Source organism: Pradoshia sp. Z6_59 (assembly GCF_058267515.1).
On the sequence record NZ_JBZCPP010000001.1, the window covers coordinates 302547 to 322217 of the forward strand.

The 19671-nt window shown below is 37.1% G+C and carries 15 protein-coding genes and 2 pseudogenes; 11 read left to right on the plus strand and 6 right to left on the minus strand.

The annotated features are described in order from the left end of the window. Nucleotides 1-34 precede the first annotated feature (34 nt). A complete protein-coding gene (locus tag AC4D4B_RS01545) occupies nucleotides 35-319 on the minus strand; it encodes a hypothetical protein (protein ID WP_490994286.1) in 285 nt (94 codons plus the stop codon). 89 nt (nucleotides 320-408) lie between these two features. On the opposite strand from AC4D4B_RS01545, the gene helD reads away from it, so the two are divergent. From helD to AC4D4B_RS01585, 8 genes and pseudogenes are all read left to right on the plus strand, one after another. Next, nucleotides 409-2649, plus strand: coding sequence for an RNA polymerase recycling motor HelD (gene helD, locus AC4D4B_RS01550; RefSeq protein ID WP_490998988.1), 2241 nt, complete (start codon nucleotides 409-411; stop codon nucleotides 2647-2649). A 127-nt stretch (nucleotides 2650-2776) separates the two neighbouring features. After that, nucleotides 2777-3685, plus strand: coding sequence for an ABC transporter ATP-binding protein (locus tag AC4D4B_RS01555; protein ID WP_490998989.1), 909 nt, complete (start codon nucleotides 2777-2779; stop codon nucleotides 3683-3685). Beyond that, complete coding sequence (locus AC4D4B_RS01560; RefSeq protein ID WP_490998990.1) at nucleotides 3682-4437, plus strand: ABC transporter permease; 756 nt, start codon at nucleotides 3682-3684, stop codon at nucleotides 4435-4437. The genes AC4D4B_RS01555 and AC4D4B_RS01560 overlap by 4 nt, the downstream gene beginning before the upstream one ends. A 26-nt stretch (nucleotides 4438-4463) precedes the next feature. Continuing rightward, nucleotides 4464-5366: a DUF1848 domain-containing protein gene (locus tag AC4D4B_RS01565; protein ID WP_490998991.1), complete on the plus strand. Its 903-nt coding sequence runs from the start codon at nucleotides 4464-4466 to the stop codon at nucleotides 5364-5366. A gap of 47 nt (nucleotides 5367-5413) precedes the next feature. Then, nucleotides 5414-6274, plus strand: coding sequence for a CvfB family protein (locus tag AC4D4B_RS01570; RefSeq protein ID WP_490994291.1), 861 nt, complete (start codon nucleotides 5414-5416; stop codon nucleotides 6272-6274). Nucleotides 6275-6285: 11 nt separating this feature from the next. Then, nucleotides 6286-6846, plus strand: a complete 561-nt coding sequence (locus tag AC4D4B_RS01575) for an HAD-IA family hydrolase (RefSeq protein WP_490998992.1) — start codon at nucleotides 6286-6288, stop codon at nucleotides 6844-6846. A gap of 504 nt (nucleotides 6847-7350) precedes the next feature. After that, on the plus strand, nucleotides 7351-7974 hold the full coding sequence (locus AC4D4B_RS01580; protein ID WP_490998993.1) for an ECF transporter S component: 624 nt from the start codon (nucleotides 7351-7353) through the stop codon (nucleotides 7972-7974). Nucleotides 7975-8359: 385 nt separating this feature from the next. Further along, nucleotides 8360-9072: pseudogene (locus AC4D4B_RS01585) on the plus strand (AAA family ATPase). Between the two features lie 296 nt (nucleotides 9073-9368). Here the strand turns inward: AC4D4B_RS01585 and AC4D4B_RS01590 are convergent. From AC4D4B_RS01590 to AC4D4B_RS01605, 4 genes are all read right to left on the minus strand, one after another. Then, nucleotides 9369-10526: a mannitol-1-phosphate 5-dehydrogenase gene (locus tag AC4D4B_RS01590; protein ID WP_490998994.1), complete on the minus strand. Its 1158-nt coding sequence runs from the start codon at nucleotides 10524-10526 to the stop codon at nucleotides 9369-9371. Then, nucleotides 10523-10963 carry a PTS mannitol transporter subunit IIA gene (locus tag AC4D4B_RS01595; protein ID WP_490998995.1) on the minus strand — a complete coding sequence of 147 codons (441 nt, stop codon included), beginning with the start codon at nucleotides 10961-10963 and terminating at the stop codon, nucleotides 10523-10525. Before AC4D4B_RS01595 ends, AC4D4B_RS01590 begins: the two co-directional genes overlap by 4 nt. 16 nt (nucleotides 10964-10979) lie before the next feature. Continuing rightward, entirely contained in the window at nucleotides 10980-13067 is a 2088-nt protein-coding gene (locus AC4D4B_RS01600; RefSeq protein WP_490998996.1) for a BglG family transcription antiterminator, read from the minus strand. Between the two features lie 98 nt (nucleotides 13068-13165). After that, nucleotides 13166-14608, minus strand: coding sequence for a PTS mannitol transporter subunit IIBC (locus AC4D4B_RS01605; protein ID WP_490999055.1), 1443 nt, complete (start codon nucleotides 14606-14608; stop codon nucleotides 13166-13168). 622 nt (nucleotides 14609-15230) lie between these two features. Here AC4D4B_RS01605 and AC4D4B_RS01610 point away from each other — a divergent pair. Next, nucleotides 15231-15466: pseudogene (locus AC4D4B_RS01610) on the plus strand (hypothetical protein); the annotation flags it as partial. 15 nt (nucleotides 15467-15481) lie between these two features. On the opposite strand, the gene AC4D4B_RS01615 reads toward AC4D4B_RS01610, so the two are convergent. Beyond that, on the minus strand, nucleotides 15482-17074 hold the full coding sequence (locus AC4D4B_RS01615; protein ID WP_490998997.1) for an ABC-F family ATP-binding cassette domain-containing protein: 1593 nt from the start codon (nucleotides 17072-17074) through the stop codon (nucleotides 15482-15484). A gap of 351 nt (nucleotides 17075-17425) precedes the next feature. Between AC4D4B_RS01615 and AC4D4B_RS01620 the strand changes: the two genes are divergently transcribed. Beyond that, complete coding sequence (locus AC4D4B_RS01620; protein WP_490998998.1) at nucleotides 17426-18295, plus strand: 3D domain-containing protein; 870 nt, start codon at nucleotides 17426-17428, stop codon at nucleotides 18293-18295. 245 nt (nucleotides 18296-18540) lie between these two features. After that, a complete protein-coding gene (locus AC4D4B_RS01625; RefSeq protein WP_490998999.1) occupies nucleotides 18541-19635 on the plus strand; it encodes an SEC-C metal-binding domain-containing protein in 1095 nt (364 codons plus the stop codon). Nucleotides 19636-19671: the final 36 nt, after the last annotated feature.

Here is a 19671-nt window from a genome sequence, read left to right on the forward strand (position 1 = left end):
AATATAACGTTACTTGGAAGATCCCAAAATCAATTTAGTAAGAGATTTCACTGCTCGGTTTATATAAATCAATATAATGGATCGGTAAATCCCTAGTGAATTTAATTATTCGTTTAAATATCTTAAAATGAGTGAAAAATTCATCAAATAAGAGAGGTTCCTGTGAATTAAAGTCATACACGGACAAAAATTGTTCCATTATTTCACATGTCTCCGGATCATTCAATATTCCATGAACTTCAAGCGGCACTTCGAATTTTAAATAAAGATGATCTAACCCAAAATCAGAAAAGACCAAAGCAATTTGATTTCTGTACATGTTTCCACCTCCAATAAGCAGTATGGTGATTTGTTTAGTCTTTCAAACAGGAATTCTTAAAAATATATAAAGAAAGGATTGGTGAAAGAGTGATAAGTGGTGTAAATCAGGAGATTGACGAGGAGAAACTACGGCTCGAATTTATAAAAAAATACATGCAGGTTGTCATTGATACAGCTGAAACAAACAAAGAACAATTTATGGAAAAGATGAAGGACATCTTTAAAGATGAAGACTGGGTAGAGAGTGCGGGGTATTCGCAGCTTTTAACTAGTGCAAGCTTCTATCAGCTCTCAAGGTCCGAACTGGAAAGTCTAATTAAGGCGATACCTAAACCGTATTTTGCGCGGGTTGATTTCACTTCTCGTGAGGCTGGCGGAATGGAGAAGCTTTATTTTGGAAAGACATCCTTATTCCAGCGTGACAATCAGGAGCAATTGATTATTGATTGGCGTTCACCTATTGCTAATTTATACTATGAAGGCCGGTTGGGAGAAGTGAGTTACACGTCAGAAGGTGAAACTTATGACGGTACGATTAGTCTGAAAAGGCAATTCATCATTGAAGATGGAGAGCTGCTCGACATACGGGATATCGATGTCACGACGGTGGATGAATTATTGCAGGAGTCTCTTGCCGGCAGTTCTGCCAATCGATTAACAGAGATTGTTGCAACGATTCAGGAGGAGCAGAATCAAATCATACGAGCGGATTTAAATAAACCTATTATTGTGCAGGGAGCTGCAGGAAGTGGGAAGACAACGATTGCTTTGCACCGTATTTCATATTTTTTGTATCACTATAAGGATGTATTCCAGCCTGAACAATTATTAATTTTAGCACCAAGCTTTTTATTCCTTGATTATATATCAGAGGCTCTCCCAGAACTCGGTGTTGAGAAAGTAAGGCAAATGACCTTCCAGGGATATGTAGAAGAGGTGCTGGGGAAGAAAATTAAATTGACAGAGGATACTAAGCTACGTGATATCCTCAAGGATCAACAATTCGTTCACATCTCAAGCATCAAAGGTTCCTCTCTATTTCAAGGGGTGCTTGACCATTATGTAGAAGAAATAAAAACCGGATTAATGGTGCATGAAGACTTTCGGGTTGATAAGTTTAAATTGTATACAGCAAAACAGTTTAATCATCTTTTATACAATGAGTATACCTATTTGCCGCTTTATAAACGAATCGAGAAACTAAAAAAAGTCCTTCAAAATCAAGTACGTTTGAATAAAGATAAAATGCTGAAAAAAGTAGCTCAGCATTATGAGGTCAGAATTGACAGGGCCTTAAACTGGAAGGGTGATGAGAAAAAGCGGAGGCAATACATTTCGCTGGCTTTGGATAAAAAAGAGGCGAGGGTCAATGATCTGAAAATGGAAATCAAAAAAGCCGTCCAGGATTATATGAGCTATTTTGATAAGAGAGATATATGGACACTTTATAAAGAATTATACAGCAACCCGGACAGACTGGTTCAATACTCAGATCATAAACTCAGTAAAAAAGAGGCGTTAGAACTTTGCGAAAGCAGTCAGAATATCTTTTCTAAGAAAAAGTATGAGCTTGAGGACTTAGGCCCTATTCTGTATTTATATGCAAAAATTTATGGAGTTAAGCCGGAGAAAAAGGCAAAGAATGTAGTGATTGATGAGGCGCAGGATTATAGCTTTATGCAGCTTCAAGGGCTTAAAACAGCTTTGGAAACAGATATGTTTACCCTTGTCGGTGATTTGGCGCAGGGCATCTATTCTTACCGGGGAATAACCGACTGGCAGGAAGTAAGACAATCCATTTTTCCAAGAGCCATTTATAGAGAGCTGAAAAAGAGTTACCGAACAACCGTCGAGATTATGAATGAAGCCAATCAATTATTAAAACGGCTCTCCACTTCATTTCCGGAGGTTGAACCAATCATTCGACATGGCAAACCACCTGTATTTTTAGAAATCACATCAGATGAGGAATGGTCTGAGCAGATTTCTAGTCAAGTAAGGCAGTTAAAGGAAGAGAAATTCAATACTTTCGCGATTATTACAAAAACTGAGGAAGATGCAGCGATTGTAAATTCCATTCTTCAACAGCATACTGAGCTTGACCTCTATTTACTTGAAGAAACAACATCTATTCCAAAGGATAAAATAGTAATTGTACCGTCGTACTTAGCGAAGGGATTGGAGTTTGATGCTGTATTTGCTGTCACATATAATGAAGTATACTCGGATAACCATGAGATCGATATTAAACTATTGTATGTCGTAATGACCAGAGCTCTTCACCGATTGATATTAATGGGGAAACAGAAGCGGGCATTTATTCTCTAACCTTTGTTGGAGAAAATTGTCCCTTTTTCTATTTGTTTTGGAAAACACGTTTACGGTATATAGGTAAGCGGTTGTAAGTAGTGTAAAATAGATAAGTAGATTGGATTAGGGAGGTAAGGCAGGGAGAATGAGAAATACAGTTTTAGAAGTCAAATCAATCAGCAAACAAATAGCTGGTTCTGATATTCTTAAAAATATCAGTTTTGAAATAGAAGAAGGCGAAATTTTCGGCTTAATCGGACCTAATGGGGCTGGAAAAACGACCTTGATTCGAGTGATTTGCGGACTTATGAAGAAAAATGCCGGTCAGATTAGAATCATGAATCACGAGGTAGGAACGTCTTTTGTTGACGCTATCCAACATGTAGGAGCTATTATTGAAAATCCAGCCTTCTACGATTATTTAACGGGGTGGCAAAATTTAGAATTATACGCTAATTTATATTCGAATATCTCATCTGATAGAATAGAAGAAGTTGTTGAATTAGTAAATCTGACAGAAAAAATTGATGACAAGGTACATACATATTCGTTAGGAATGAAACAAAGATTAGGAGTCGCCCAGGCCATTTTGCACAACCCGAAGATTTTGATTTTGGATGAGCCGACAAACGGATTGGACCCAGAAGGTATGCGTGATTTACGTAATCATCTTCTTTATTTGGCCAAAGAAGAGAATATATCGATTCTCATTTCCACTCATCTTTTATCTGAGGTAGAAATGCTTTGTGATCGAATTGGCATCATAAAAGCGGGTGAATTATTGGAGATTACAAATGTAAAAATGGAAAATCATGTACTTATTATTGAAGTGGATGATGTCCAACATGCTTTGTCTGTATTAGATGCAAATTATGAGGTTATTTCATATAAGGGAAACCTTATTCGCTTATCAGCTGAAAAAAAGGATATCCCGCTGCTTAATGAATTGCTGGTTCTGAATAAAGTGAAAGTATATCAGCTTGCTTATGACCAAAATCAGTTGGAAGATACCTTTTTACAGACGATTTCAACGAGGGAGGTCGGAATATCATGAGGTCATTACTTTATAACGAACACTATAAAATGACAAATAACAAAATGGTCAAATACTCCTTTCTGGTGATGCCTTTGTTGATTTGTTTATTACCATTCTTTTTTACAAAACTGATTAAAGGAACAGACGGAAATGTGATTGACTTTATGTCTGTGCTATCCAACTTCCTAATCATCACGATATTTCTAGCGATTGGTTTGGCGGGGAGTATACTGGCTAATGAATTTCAAACAGGAACAATTAAACTGTTATTGATCCGTCCGAGAACAAGGTCAATGGTCTTATTTGCCAAATGGCTTACGATTCAATTGTATGGTATATATTTATTAACCACTACATTTATCTTTTCCTGGCTTATTGGAGGAATCGTTTACGGTTTTGGAGCGGGCTATGGGCTTATGTTTCAAAAGTTATTGTTAACGTATGGAATTACATTTTTGGAATTGATGCTGATTTCAACCTTTACATATGCAGTATCTGTCGTATTTAAAAATAGTGCCTTTGCAATTGGGTTTGGAATAGCTGCGTTACTTGGCGGGAAGTTTGTAACGGAAATTGCAGAGTTGCTGGAGCTGTCCCTTGGCAAGATTTTGCTCTTTGCCAATACACAGTGGGACCAATACTTATTCGGTAATACACCTATCCTGTCTGGAATGTCACCAGGCTTTTCGATCATCATCCTTATCATGCATTTCATTTTCTTTTATGGTGTTGCTTGGTTTTTCTTTGCAAAAAGGGATATAACAGTATAAAGTAAAGGCCTGAAAGGGTGAGAATGATGATTATTAGTGCCAGCAGGAGAACAGATATACCTGCGTTTTACTCTGAGTGGTTTATGAATCGAATCAGAGAAGGCTATTATATGAAGGTGAATCCTTTTAATCGTCATCAAACAAAGAAGGTTTCACTTTTGCCGGTAGATGTGGATGCAATTTGTTTTTGGACAAAAAATCCAAAACCGATGAATCCTTATATTCCTGAATTAGTGGAGATGGGCTACCGTTTAATGTTTCAATATACTCTAAATGACTATCCAAAAGAGATTGAGCCAGGGATGCCAAGTTTATCTAACAGAATGAAAGAGTTCCAGTATATATCTGATTTAATCGGGCAGGAGAAAGTAATCTGGCGATACGATCCCATTGTGTTAAGCAATAAAACGAATGTGGAGTATCATATCGAGCGATTTACTCATATAGCAAAACAATTATCCGGGTTTACTACGCGTGTAGTGATTAGTTTTCAAGATTTTTATACGAAGACAAAAGGTAGACTTGCTAATCTGGAAAAGGTCGAGGGCTATCAATTCGATGACTGGCTTGACCCTAACAATCGGTCAGCTTTAAATGCATTGACCCGTACCATTGGTTCAGTTTGCAAGCAATATGGAATGGTACCAGAGACTTGTTCGGAGATTATTGACTTGGATACACACGGAATCAAACATGGCGCGTGTATTGATAAAAACTTTATTGAAGAAGTATTTAACCTGCAATTATCCGGTAAAAAGGATAAATACCAGCGGACTGAATGTGGGTGCATGGAGGCAGAAGAGATGGGTTCATATGATACATGCCCATTTGGCTGCGTATATTGCTATGCGGTAAGAAGTCCGAAGCTGGTGCAGACAAATAGACAAAAACATGATCCAACTAGTCCTTATTTACTGATAAACGGGTAAAATAATGATATACTTAAGGATCGTATAAAGGAAGCGGTGAAGAGTTAATGAGTTATTTACAACCAGGTATTAAAGCAACATTAACAGTGGAAAGAGAGGTTTCATTCGGATACTTTCTTTCTAATGGTGAAGAAGATGTTTTGCTTCACACACATGAAATTGTTGGTGATCTTGAAATAGGGCAAGAAATAGAGGTTTTCTTATTTAATGATAAAGAAGGTCGATTGACAGCCTCCATGAAATTGCCAACCATTACTGAAGGTGAATATGATTGGGTTCCGGTCGTGGATGTTCATCCAAGCCATGGGGTTTTCCTTGATATCGGACTTCAAAAGGATTTATTGATCTCCAGTGACGACTTACCAAAATTGAAAAGCTTATGGCCAGAAGTCGGCGACCAGCTTTATGTTACATTAAAAGTCGATAATAGAGGCAGAATGTTTGGACGTCTTGCTACTGAAACAGTTGTACAGGAATTAAGCGAGCATGCTCCTGAATCAATAAAAAATAAAGATTTTGAGGGAAGAGCTTACCGTTTATTAAAAGTAGGCACCTTTATTTTAACAACTGAAGGGTACCGTTGTTTCATTCATGAAAGTGAACGTGCGAATGAACCAAGACTGGGTGAGTTGGTCAAGGGCAGAATTATTGAAGTTAAGCCTGATGGCAGTACAAATGGCTCGTTACTGCCACGTACGCATGAACGCCTTGATGAAGATGCGGAAGCAATCTATACTTATCTTGAAAGCCGCGGAGGCAGTATGCCTTATTGGGATAAATCGGATCCGGAGTCTATCCAAAAACGCTTTGGTATGAGTAAAGCAGCTTTTAAACGTGCTCTCGGCCGACTAATGAAGGACCGCAGAATTACACAAGATGATGGCTGGACGAAGATAACGAAACAATAAGGGGAATGGATATGAATATACTTTGGGACTTTGACGGCACTTTATTTGATACCTATCCCGGTTATGCGAGAATGGTCAAAAGTGCAGTGGAGACATCTCTCTCAGAGGAAGAAATCTTTTCCTTGCTAAAGGTGTCATTTGGCCACGCGTTCAACGAACTTAAGCTAACCGAAGAACAAATTAAACATATTCATATACTTGAAAGGCAGTTAAAGCCCTTGGATTTCAAGCCGTTTCCGGGAGTGAAGAATGTGCTGGAGGCAGCGGATTTAAATGTAATCATGACGCATAAATACCGTGAAGGTGCCGAGAGTATTTTAAAAGCAAACGGAATGGATCAATATTTCACAGAAATAGTAGCCATTGATGACGGATATCCAAAAAAACCTCATCCGGCAAGCTATCAGTACCTGCACGATAAGTACCGTATTGATCTCGCGGTTGGGGATAGGGAATTAGATATTTTACCTGCCAAAAGTATTGGAATCAAAACCTGCTTATTTCAGAATAATACGCCAGGTGCGGATTATTACGTTAACAGCTATGATACGTTTTTTGAAATTGTTAAATAATTAAGCTAAGTAAAACAGGTGGGAAGAGAACATATCGTTCTTTCCCACCTGTTTTTGCTTTTTATGGATAGATTATAACGAATTCCTTGCTGGAAATAGATTTAACACACATATATAGATTCCTGGATTAGGAGAAAAGAATAGATATGAGGTTAAATAGCTATTAATAGAGCCGATATCCAGAATAATAGAGCCAATTTTAGTCATAATAGAGCCGATTCTGATCAGAATACAGCCGAATTCAGCAATAATAGAGCGGATTAGTTTTCCAATGGATATTTTCTTAATCTTTAGGATGTATAGCGATCAATGAAGATCCCATGAGTACAATTACGTAATTCGGTATCTGTAAGGGTTATTTTACAATTTAAGATCTACATTAATCGCTAAATTTTGAATCCTCAAAGCGAAATATCTTTACATTCGAAATAATTTATCCTTATAATTTAATTTACTAACCAAAAGATAATTTAAAGAAATTTGATTACTGAAGGAGTTAGAAAGTTGAAAATAAAAGACTTTACGTTAACCGCAATTTTTTTGTCTATTATTTTATTATTTGCGTTTACACCATTTGGGTTTATTCATTTAGGTGTAATTAAAGCAACCTTAATTCATATTCCAATTATTATTGCCTCTATTATTTTAGGACCAAAGATAGGTGCGTTATTGGGATTAGTATTTGGATTTACTAGTATTGCTGTAAATACAATCACTCCGACACTATTATCATTTGCTTTTTCACCAGCAATTCCCGTCTTAGGAACAGATCAAGGAAGTTTTTGGGCGTTATTTATTGCTATTGTTCCCAGAGTAATGATTGGATTTATACCTTACTTCATTTTTAAAGCATTTCGTAATGCTATAACAAAGAAAAATTCGCTTCAAAAACCTGCTTTATTTATTACAGCTTTAGTGTCCACTTTTATGCATACATTCTTGGTTATGGGTTCTATTACCTTTCTATTTCAGGATGCCTATGCAGAGGCTATTAACGCTGGCAGTACAAGTGCCATTTATAAAGCTGTTTTAACTGTGTTTTTTACAAATGGACTTGCCGAAGCACTCCTTGCCGGGATGGTAACGATGGCGGTAGTTCCGCCTTTATTAAAGATTTCGAGAAGATAAACTCATGTCATTATTTCTGAATATCAACTAAGAAATGTCAAACTCACATATTAATTTGAACGCCATTTTGAATATCAATATTCAAAATGGCGTTTTTTATAGTTGCTGTTAGGATTGAACTTATTATCAAGTGTTATAGAAGTTACTAAGTAATTTCAAGGAAAATAAGCCGTACGTGTCGTCTATAATCAATTTTTCCAACTACGCGGTTTTATACTATTTTTGTGGGATTAAATTGTGAAAAATAATGATATTTTGTATATAATTGTTAAAAAAGCGATCCGATTTGATTGTCGAATGCTATGCATGGTTTATTGTCTTTTTCATTCAGTTAAAGGGACGTTTTATTCGAAAAAAGTAAAAAAGGAAATCGTAGGTGATAGTGTTGTTCTTAAAGAGAATTCAACTTGAGCATGAAAACATACCTTCTTATAATGAGTACCCTTTCTCTATTCCTTCAATAAAGAATCTTCACCAATTGAATTTGAAAACCAATGTTACATTTTTTGTTGGAGAAAACGGTTCAGGAAAATCTACACTTCTAGAAGCAATTGCTGATAAATGTCAGTTTAATACAGCAGGTGGAGGGCGGAATAATACTTATAATGTTCATGTTTCAGAATCCGCACTTGGCGAATATATAAGGCTTTCGTGGCTTCCTAAAGTCACAGATGTTTTTTTCTTAGAGCAGAATCATTTTATAATTTCGCTTCTCATATTGATGAAGTAAAAGCTTATAATGCCTATGGCGGACGTTCCTTGCATCAACAATCTCATGGCGAGTCTTTTCTGTCCCTCTTTTTAAACCGATTTAAAGGCAGAGCCATCTATTTATTAGATGAACCAGAAGCTGCCTTATCACCTCAGCGGCAACTTTCATTTTTAAAAATCATACATAATTTAGTCACAGCAGGGGACAGTCAATTTATAATCGCTACACATTCTCCAATTCTTTTAGGATATCCCAACGCCACAATTCTAAGTTTTGATAACGATACAATTAAAGAGATAGATTATGAAATGACAGATCACTATCAAATAACGAATTACTTTTTACAAAATAGACAAAAGTTTTTGCGAGAGATATTAGAAGATTAATCATCCTGAAAACACTATATGTAGTAGTTTGACTAAGGTTAAGGCTTCAATGGTAGAGTATGAAATACAGGAGGATTTAAGCAGTTTTGTAATTTTTTTAATTCTTGGGGATAGTAAACAAGGCACTAACCAAATTATAAGAAAAGAGACAGGGACAAAACTCACCTTTAAACTAAAAAAGCCGATGGAATCTTACAAAAGTAAAATTCCACCGGCTTTGATCATTTTTTATGCTAGATATGTTTCAACCTCATTTAGGAGTGATGACAGAATTTTTTTAGCAATCAAATCAACTTTTATTTTTGTTCTAGCGGGAGACGTAAAGACGATACCAATTCTAGTGTCAATGGATGGTCCGGACTCAACCCGCTGTATTTTGAGAGGGCTTGGGTGATACCTGCTTCTTGGATTGTTTGTTGTATTTCCATAGATTCTTCATCTTTTGGATTATTGTAAAGGTATCCTGCAGCAATGCCTTGTAATAGATGTATAGGAAGTGTACCAAAAGCATCGTAATATTGTATTGCTGGACTAATCAGTCGGTCATCGGGACCAAGTTTCCGTATTGGGGAGCGGCCCACCCGGATAACCTCATCTGAAATGAATGGATTTTTGAATCGATTGATAATCTTCTCTATATAGGCAAGGTGTTCTTCTTGATCGAATCCATGTTTATTAATAAGCACTTTTCCCGATTCAATTAGAGAACCCTTTACGACATCGGCAATTTTTTCATCATCAATAGCTTGTTTAATGGAAGTATACTCTGCTAAATATCCAAGGTAAGCTGTTATGCAATGACCAGTATTGACAGTGAATAGTTTTCTTTCTATAAATGGAGATAATGATTCAGCAAATGTTGCCCCATTAATAGACGTAGTTTCACCAATCATTTCTGACTTATCGATTACCCATTCATAATATGGCTCAACTGAAACTAAAAGCTTGTCTTCATTGGTCTGATTTGGAACTATCCGGTCAACGGCCGAATTAGGAAAAGCAATGAGAGAAGCTGCAAATTTCTTTTCTTCTTCGTCGAGATATTCGTAAACTTTTTCCTTTAATAAACTGCTGGCACCAATCATATTTTCACAAGCTATTATATTGAGAGGTTGTTCATTTTCTTTCATTCTTTCAGAAATACCTTGTGAAACCAACCGAGATATAATCGAAAGTACATTAGGTCCTACCGCAGTTGTGATGAGATTCGTCGTTTTGATTGCTTCGATAACTAGCTCTGGTGATTTTTGACTATTTATCGCTTTAATTCCTTTGATCATTGTTTCCTTCGGGTGAACATCAGCTAGCACGATTTTATAGGTTTCTTTTGTATTCAGCAGATTGACAATCTCTTCATTAACATCAACGAAGGTTACCTCATATCCGGATTCGGAAAGCAGACCACCGATAAATCCTCGTCCTATATTGCCGGCTCCAAAATGCAGTGCTTTCATTGGTCTACCTCCTCGAACAAGGAAAGGATTTCTTCTTTTGATGTGGCATTTATGATGGCTTCCACATTTTCTTCATCTGAAAGGACAATGGCAATCTGCGACAATAAATCGAGATGTTCTCCGTTTTTCCCGGCAATACCTATCAATACTTTCGCAATGTTTCCATTACCGAAATCAACTCCTTCCGGCACTTGTAAGATCGAGATACCGGATGACAGGATAGAAGATTTTGCATCTTCAGTTCCGTGTGGGATGGCGACTTGATTGCCCATATAGGTACTTGTTATTGCCTCGCGTTCAAGCATTTTTGGGATATAAGAATGATTTACGTGTCCATTTTCAATGAGTACTTTTCCAGTTGCAACAATCATGTCGGTTTTGCTACCAGTTGGAACGTTCAATTGAACATGATCAGGTGATAAGATTGTTTTGTTCATAATATTGAATCTCTCCTTAATGTTTCTGTATTTTCTCTAAATGTTCTTTCAATCCATTAGCTAAGAAGGTGTATATTTGATATTTATTTGAATATTGAAATAATTTATATGATGCATCGTCTTCGATAATCATTGAACTGATATGGCTCATGATCTCTACCGCGCCTTTTTTCGGTTTGGCAGGGAGGAGCATTACCAAGGCGGATTGCATTTGAATTAATGAGCCATCCATAGCAGCAGTTGGCACCGGATCCTTCAACCGGAAAATTTTGAAGAGAGGAAATTTAACTGCTTCACTTCTTGTGTGCAGCAGAGCGAGTCCTGTCTTTGGTATGCCTGTTCCTCCTTTGTTTTCTCGTAAAAGAAGATCATCATAAATCTTTTTGTCATCTGTCACGAGATTTTGCCTAGCCAAGGATGTACTGATGAAGCGTATCAATTGCTCCTTATCATCATTGGTTTTAGTTACTTGGGTAACCGAGAAATGCTCCAATACATTTGCGATTGAATCCGTATATCCAGCAAGTAACTGAACATATTGGAGAAAGCCTTTATCCTCTGATTCTGAATATGATTCCTGCTGGATTGTTTTCCTGACAGTCAATTTTTGTATGGCCGCCTTAATTTCACCTATATCACGCTCAGTCAAAAAAGGGTTCACGAGAAGATATGACCTGTTTGTTATATTGAGGTGGACAGTGGAAAGTATTAAATCATAGTCATCCAGCCGGAGGGAAGGGATATCAAAAGCAGATACATTCCTGACCAATTTCACTTCAGGGAACTCTTTCTGAAGAGTTGCGGTCAAGACTTTAGATGTCCCTATTCCACTGGTACAAACAACTAATGCACTTAAAGGGTTTTGTTCTTCGCTCAACAGTAATGTTGAAGCAAAATGCATAACTAGGAATCCAATTTCATCTTCAGGTATTTGCAAGTGCGGAAATACCTCGCCAGCGGTTTCAATTAAAATATTGAAAAGTTCCCCATATTCTTTTTTAATGGAGGAGAGCAAAGGATTTTGAATCCCCATACGTTCCTCCAGTCGGTATATGGCAGGTTTCAAATGGGTGACCAAGCCATTGTATAAGGAATTATTTCTAGTAAAATCAATCCCCAAGCGTCTTCCAGTCAATGAAACCAACTTTTGTGTCGCCAGCCAAAGAGATTGATCTTCATCAGGCTGTAATTCTTTTTCTTTTAATGTTTTCGCTCCAATTAGATGCATAGCTATATAGCTTTTCTCTTCTTCAGGAAAGCGAATCCGGAATGCTTCCTCCAATTCAGCCATTAAAGCTGAGGCCGTTTCATATTCCTTTGATTTTTTCAGCCTCTCCATTTTTGGAAGCGTATTCATTATGAGTTTTCCTTCAGAGAATCTTTCAATTGCCAATGCGAGATGAACTATTAAACCCAAATAGGCTCTATCAGATATATGATTATTGTTTTTTTGGATAAACCTAGTGACAACCCGTTCTACTGAAGTGAGTATTCCTTTATCAATCAGACCTAGCAACCTACCATCTATTTCATTCAAATATTTGCTTTTTTTATCAGTCTTGTTATGGAATAAAAGCAGAAGTTCAAGTTCATCAGTATATCGATGAATAATACTGCTCATCATTTGTCTTTTTGCTGTTTCACTGCCAAAGATTTCAACCCCAGATCCTCTTTTTCTAACAAGTTCTAAGTTACTATTCTTTAATAGATTGCTAATCTTATCCAAATCATTGCCTATTGTTGCAAGGGATACTTTTAATTCATTTGATAAGGCACTTTGTTTAATAGGCTCGGCAGATTGCAGTAGCCGGGATAGAAGGAAGGTGTGCCGTTCCTCGGTTGTATAGTCAGTATGGGTTGCAGTTAAAATGGCGTCTAGAAGCTGTTTTTTTCGATTATCTAGACCGATGGCCACTATACCATTTCCAGGTTTCTTCTCAAGGGAAATGCCAGTATCCCGTAAAATATCTTCTGCACCTTTAATGTCTCTTTGAATGGTTCTGATACTTACATCCAAATCTTCTGCTAACTCATGAAATGTAGTTTCATGGTTGGTACTCAATAATATTTCAAGTATTTTTCTTTCTCGTGCAGAAATGTACATTTCACCTACATCCTTTTTTAATATTTGTAAGGTTACTAGATTTGGTGTATAAAATAGGGTGGAAATTATTAATTAGCGTCTGCTGAATAGCGATTTATTTAGTGTTTCAGCTGTTCGATCAGTTTGTCATATTCAGGACTGTTTAGGAAATTTTCTACAGAGATATGAACAGAAGCGGGTTGTTTTTCCTTTGCCCGTTGAGTCAGATCTTTGTGAGTGATCACAACATCGGCGTCTGCTGGCAATTGATTGATCGATGAATTAGTAACATCAATATCAAGTTCTGCTTTCTTAACCTTGTTTCGAAGGATGGAAGCACCCATGGCACTTGAGCCCATACCAGCATCACAGGCGAAGACGATTTTTTTAATATTCTTCAAATCTTCGGTTTTTGTAGTTTGTTGCAATACAGAGCTTACCGAGCTCTTTTTACCTTTCATACTCTCCATTTGGGTAGAAGCTGCACTTAAATCTTCGTCTTCTTTTTTACTCGTTTTCATAATTAAAGAGGCAATTACGAAGGAGACCAATGTAGCGATAATGACCCCTGCAATAACTCCTAAGTAGCCACCTTTTGGGGTCATTAGAATAACCGCAAAGATGCTGCCTGGGGAAGGGGGAGCCACAAGACCGCCGTTCAATAACGAGAAAGTAGCAACTCCGCTCATTCCTCCACCGATTGCAGCTAAGAGAAGTGCAGGCTTCATAAGGATGTATGGGAAATAAATTTCATGTATCCCTCCTAGGAAATGGATAATAACCGCACCAGGTGCTGATTGCTTTGCCGCACCTTTTCCGAATAGCCAGAATGCCAGCAGAATACCAAGACCAGGTCCGGGGTTAGTTTCAAGTAAGAATAAAATTGATTTTCCAGTTTCTGTTGCTTGTTCAATTCCTAGAGGGCTCAACACCCCATGATTAATAGCGTTATTTAGGAATAATATTTTTGCTGGCTCTACGAAAACGCTTGCAAGAGGGAGTAGACCGGCATTTACAATTAGTTCAACCCCGGTACCGAGTACTTTATTTAACCCTTCAACAACGGGACCTATTGCTCTTAGTGCGATTAAAGTCAAGATACCGCCGATAATTCCGGCCGAAAAGTTATTGACTAGCATTTCGAAGCCTTGCTTGACCTTTCCTTTAATAAGAGAATCAAACCACTTGATGGCTAATCCTCCAACTGGTCCCATAATCATGGCCCCAAGGAACATTGGAATGTCCGCCCCGACGATAACTCCCATCGTAGCTGTAGCACCCACAACTCCACCCCGAGTGTCATAAATTATTTTTCCGCCTGTGTAACCGATTAATAATGGTAGTAAATACTTAATCATAGGATCTACCAAGGCAGCCATCGTTTCATTCGGGAGCCAGCCAGTAGGGATGAACAATGCTGTAATGAGTCCCCAGGCAATGAAGGCACCAATGTTAGGCATAATCATCCCGCTTAAATAACTTCCGAACTTCTGAATTTTTACCTTAAAGGGCGATTTTTGATTCGTGTTTACGGACAATTCTTTATTTGTTTGAGTTTCCATTTTTATAAAAACATCTCCTTTCTCTACTTTCATAGTTAAACATACCCTGTTTTGTAATAAATTAGCATTAAAAGAAAAACTGGTTTTGTCATAGCTACATTTGACAAAATTAATGTAGTGTTTTGAAGTGCAGCGAGCTATGATCATTGCAGAACAAAGGAAAAGGACGAATGACAAACTTTAGGATAGGTTCCATTGACTGGTATAAAGAAGTGATAAACCGATGGTGAAGTTAGATAAACTAGATTTAATTAGTTTATAAGGATGAGTGAAATCAGACCGACACAGACAGAAGCCATTGTACTTAACTGGTAGAGAGAAGTAGAAAATAATGAATGAAAGGAGAGAAGAGGTTGGGACATACGTAATTCAGTTAACGATAAATCCTAACTATTAGGTGATATTTTCTCTTATGAATTTCGCCTGTGGATAATAGGAATTTAAATTTTAAACGAAAAATACCTGGCTGCTAAAAACCTGGGTAGGTATTTTTCTTATTGATTTTCAACGTGATTATCATTATGATTTGCAGATTACTTTCTGAGATGTAGGTCATCCTAGTCCTAAATATTAAAAAAGCTAATAGAGAAAGAGAGAAAGAGGGGTGGGTCAAAATGCTCCTGTGGAGCCAGTTTTTGAATTCTTGAAGGCTAATTTGCGTTTCACTCGCTTTTCTGTACGTGGAAAATTAAAGGTAGAAAACGAATTGGGCTATACGTTAGATTAGTAGTAGTAAATCTAAGGAACTTTACGGTCTCACCGATGACCATAGAAATTTTAAACACAAACATAAAGAAGGCGAATTCGAGTTTACTCAAATTCGCCTTTCTAATTATTTTGAAGCTAGATATGTCCTAGCCTCTACTACATTCATTACTTTTTAACTGTCTCTAAATACTCATCATACGTCATTTGTTTGTCGAGGATGCCATCTGGAGTAATTTCAATAATACGGTTTGCAATCGTTTGGATAAACTGGTGGTCATGAGATGTGAAGATCATGGCACCTTTGAAATTAATCATACCGTTATTGACTGCTGTGATGGATTCCAAGTCTAGATGGTTGGTTGGTTCATCCAAAAGAAGAACATTTGCTCCGCTGAGCATCATTTTGGATAGCATACAACGAACTTTTTCGCCGCCGGAAAGAACAGACGGTTTCTTCATTACTTCCTCACCAGAGAAGAGCATTCTTCCGAGGAAACCGCGAAGGAATGATTCGCTTTCATCCTGTGGAGAGAATTGACGAAGCCAATCCACTAGAGTTTGCTCGTTTCCTTCAAAGAACTCAGAGTTGTCTTTAGGGAAGTAGGATTGTGAAGTCGTAACTCCCCATTTGAATGTTCCTTCATCAGCTTCCATTTCACCCATTAGGATTTTAAATAAAGCTGTCTTGGCATTATCATTTTGACCAACTAAAGCGATTTTGTCGTCTTTATTCATGATAAAGCTAACATTGTTCAGTACCTTTTCGCCATCAATCGTCTTGGTTAGACCTTCAACACGTAGAAGATCATTACCAATTTCACGCTCTGGAGTAAAGTGTACATATGGATAACGGCGGGATGATGGTCTAATATCATCGAGCGTAATCTTTTCCAATAATTTTTTACGGGAAGTGGCCTGTTTGGATTTAGAAGCATTTGCACTGAAACGGGCAACGAATGCTTGTAATTCCTTAATCTTTTCTTCCTTTTTCTTATTGGACTCAGCTGTTAATTTTTGTGCCAATTGGCTGGACTCATACCAGAAATCATAGTTTCCGACATACAATTGGATTTTTCCGAAATCAAGGTCTGCAATATGTGTACATACTTTATTCAAGAAATGACGGTCATGGGATACAACAATTACCGTATTCTCAAAGTTGATTAAAAATTCTTCAAGCCATTGAATAGCTTTGATATCAAGGTGGTTGGTAGGCTCATCGAGTAATAATACATCCGGTTTGCCAAATAAAGCTTGTGCAAGCAATACTTTTACTTTTTCTCCACCATCTAGCTCGGCCATCTTTTTGTTGTGTAATTCTTCTGGTATCCCTAACCCTTTAAGTAGGATTGCTGCATCAGGTTCTGCTTCCCAACCATTCAGTTCAGCAAATTCACCTTCAAGCTCTGCTGCTCTCATACCATCTTCGTCGGAGAAGTTTTCCTTCATATAAATAGCATCTTTTTCTTTCATAACTTCATAAAGTCGGGCATGTCCCATAATAACCACTTGGATTACTTCAATATCCTCATATTCGAAGTGGTTTTGCTTTAAGACAGTAAGGCGCTCTCCAGGGCCAAGACTGACAGTTCCAGATTGAGGCTCTAGCTCACCTGATAAGATTTTAAGAAAAGTAGATTTTCCGGCACCATTGGCACCAATTAATCCATAGCAGTTTCCAGGTGTAAATTTAATATTTACATCCTCGAACAATTTTCGGTCTCCAAAGCGAAGACCTACGTTATTTACAGTAATCATGTATTTCATTTCCTCCGTTTGCTGGTATCTAGGAAATTATATCACCACATGTACACATTTTGAAAGAGAAGTACTAACATTCTCGTGTTTTAGTCAGAAAACAGCACTTTGACGGTGGTAATTTGTGTAAAATGACTACTTCTTTAGCTATAAAGACAAAAAATCCGTACTTACAGAATCAATAGATAAAGCGCTTACTTAGTTACTTTTCTGTAAATTTGTTACACTATTGTAATGTTAGCGACATATATGTAATAGGTTTAACATCTATTTGTTCTTAACAACTAATTTAGTTAGCTGGTAGGATAATGTCTGAAATTCATTCGGTCAAAATAAAGGAGGTTAAGCCCGATGAATCAATTGATTATTGCAGTATTAATTTCAACATCACTTGCGGGAGTCATACAAGGTGGCTTCGTTTCCTCATCAAATCATAATAAAACTCAACATATAGATCAGCAGCCAACAGCAGAAGTAAGTCAAGTAGTGAAAGATGATTTGAGTGACTTTATGTTTATAGATATGCCTGAAAAAAAGACAAGCTCTACAATCGTTCAGAATGAAAAAGAGTCTGAGCATACAACATATGCATCTATTAATTCAAGTAAAAAAGATACGCAAATGAATATTCAATCTTCTACTAATGCTGCTGCCGATGCAACAGATATAGTCGAAACGGAAAACGTGCAATCCAATGAACGTAGAACGGACTTATCTAAGATAGAAAAGCCTGTAAAGACAGAAAAGACTCAGGAAAATCAGGTTATTGATACACCTGCAGTTGAAGATAAAGATGAGGTAAAAGAGACACCTGTAAAATCACCTGTTGAAGAAGAGGTAAATAAAAATACAGAAACTGCTGTAACTTCTGAGGTTGAAGAAGTAAATGAAGAAATAAATACCTCTGCTGAAAACTCTGAGCAGGATGAGAAAATCATTACCGTTAAAGCAACGGCCTATACGGCGGATTGTGAAGGTGGAACTGGTGTCACATACACTGGTATTGACCTTAAAGCTAATCCGAATCAAAAGGTAATTGCTGTTGACCCATCTGTCATTCCACTTGGCACAAAAGTTTATGTGGAAGGGTATGGACACGCAATCGCCGCAGATATCGGAGGAGCAATTAAAGGGAATAAAATTGATGTTTTTATTCCATCTCAGGCTGAAGCGGAAAACTGGGGTATTAAAACAGTTGATGTGAAAATTTTGGAAGATTGATAGAATTTTAATTGGTTATAAAAAGCAATCCAGGCACGAGCCCGATTGCTTTTTTCTTTCTATTCCAGTAAAAGAGAGGTAGTATCAATACCATATGTTTTAATCAAATACATAAGTGTATAGCCGGAAATTAAAATGTAGGAATAGAGCGACAGTTTATTTTTTTCGTGATTTGTAGTAAAATTTAATTCTTTGACGGGGAATTATTATATTTTTAGTTTTTGATTCAATATGGAGGAATTCTGATGACAACTGCAACTGTAGATGAATATAATTTAGAGAGTTTGCTGGATTCATTAAAGATGGATGCTTTAAAGAATATCCGCAGAAATCTAAATTTAAAAAACATGAGTTCATTAAGAAAAAAAGAATTGGTAGCAGCATTGGCTGAGAAAATACCAGCTTCTGTCCCTGAGAAGGTTCAAATGATGGATCTTCATCAATACACAGCTATTGTGGCGATGATGACAAAAAGCGGGATTATGCCAATTGAACAAATTGGACTTGAAAATGTATTTTACTTATCAAGTATCGGATATATCCACCCTTCCAAAGTGGAAGATCAACCAGTGGTTGTAATGCCGACTGAAGTAATGAAACAATTTTACAATCTAAATCCAAAAGAAATTATGACGGTAATTAACCGTAACCAAAAAGTGACAAACATTCTTTTTGGCTTAATTCGTTATTATGGATTTATGGAGGTTGAAAAAGCCCATAAATTGATTGAAGGATATATCCAGGAAGAAGTGGATATTGAATGGCTGCACAATTACATTCGTTATTTGGAAGATTACTATGGAGATTTCCGTCTAAATGATGAGTATATTATTCACGATACAATCAAGGAGTTAGATGGATTTAAACAGGCACAGGCAAGCAGAGTAGGCTTGAAATACTATCAAATTCCTGCTGAAACTATGGTAAAAGTGAACCGATACGAACCATTTGAAAGAACAGAGCAAATGGTTGAACTCATTCAATATTTATCAGATACGTATTCTATGAAGCAAGAAGAAGCAGCAGAATTGGCAGACCGTTTCATCTTTAAAGTTCAATTCGGAGAATCCTTGCCTGATGTGGTGAAGTGGTTTGGAGAACAAATTGAATTTGGGTCAGAAAAAGATATTAATGCATTGGTTGAAAAAATGGTTATTGTCGTAAATAACACAAGACTATGGATTTTAAAAGGTCATACACCTTCTGAATTATCCTCTCCATCTGCTAATAAACCTGCAGCTTCTGCTCCAGTCCAAAAAACTCAACCAAAAGTAGGCAGAAATGAACCTTGCCCATGCGGCAGTGGAAAAAAATACAAAAAATGCTGCGGTAAAGCTTAATCTAATAAAGGTAACTTGTAAACATGGTGTGTATCC

Bases quoted from the DNA above. Each gene is read 5' to 3' on its own strand.
- AC4D4B_RS01545 (WP_490994286.1), bottom strand. From the start codon at position 319: ATGTACAGAAATCAAATTGCTTTGGTCTTTTCTGATTTTGGGTTAGAT.
- AC4D4B_RS01555 (WP_490998989.1), top strand. From the start codon at position 2,777: ATGAGAAATACAGTTTTAGAAGTCAAATCAATCAGCAAACAAATAGCT.
- AC4D4B_RS01560 (WP_490998990.1), top strand. From the start codon at position 3,682: ATGAGGTCATTACTTTATAACGAACACTATAAAATGACAAATAACAAA.
- AC4D4B_RS01565 (WP_490998991.1), top strand. From the start codon at position 4,464: ATGATTATTAGTGCCAGCAGGAGAACAGATATACCTGCGTTTTACTCT.
- AC4D4B_RS01570 (WP_490994291.1), top strand. From the start codon at position 5,414: ATGAGTTATTTACAACCAGGTATTAAAGCAACATTAACAGTGGAAAGA.
- AC4D4B_RS01575 (WP_490998992.1), top strand. From the start codon at position 6,286: ATGAATATACTTTGGGACTTTGACGGCACTTTATTTGATACCTATCCC.
- AC4D4B_RS01590 (WP_490998994.1), bottom strand. From the start codon at position 10,526: ATGAAAGCACTGCATTTTGGAGCCGGCAATATAGGACGAGGATTTATC.
- AC4D4B_RS01595 (WP_490998995.1), bottom strand. From the start codon at position 10,963: ATGAACAAAACAATCTTATCACCTGATCATGTTCAATTGAACGTTCCA.
- AC4D4B_RS01600 (WP_490998996.1), bottom strand. From the start codon at position 13,067: ATGTACATTTCTGCACGAGAAAGAAAAATACTTGAAATATTATTGAGT.
- AC4D4B_RS01605 (WP_490999055.1), bottom strand. From the start codon at position 14,608: ATGGAAACTCAAACAAATAAAGAATTGTCCGTAAACACGAATCAAAAA.
- AC4D4B_RS01615 (WP_490998997.1), bottom strand. From the start codon at position 17,074: ATGATTACTGTAAATAACGTAGGTCTTCGCTTTGGAGACCGAAAATTG.
- AC4D4B_RS01620 (WP_490998998.1), top strand. From the start codon at position 17,426: ATGAATCAATTGATTATTGCAGTATTAATTTCAACATCACTTGCGGGA.
- AC4D4B_RS01625 (WP_490998999.1), top strand. From the start codon at position 18,541: ATGACAACTGCAACTGTAGATGAATATAATTTAGAGAGTTTGCTGGAT.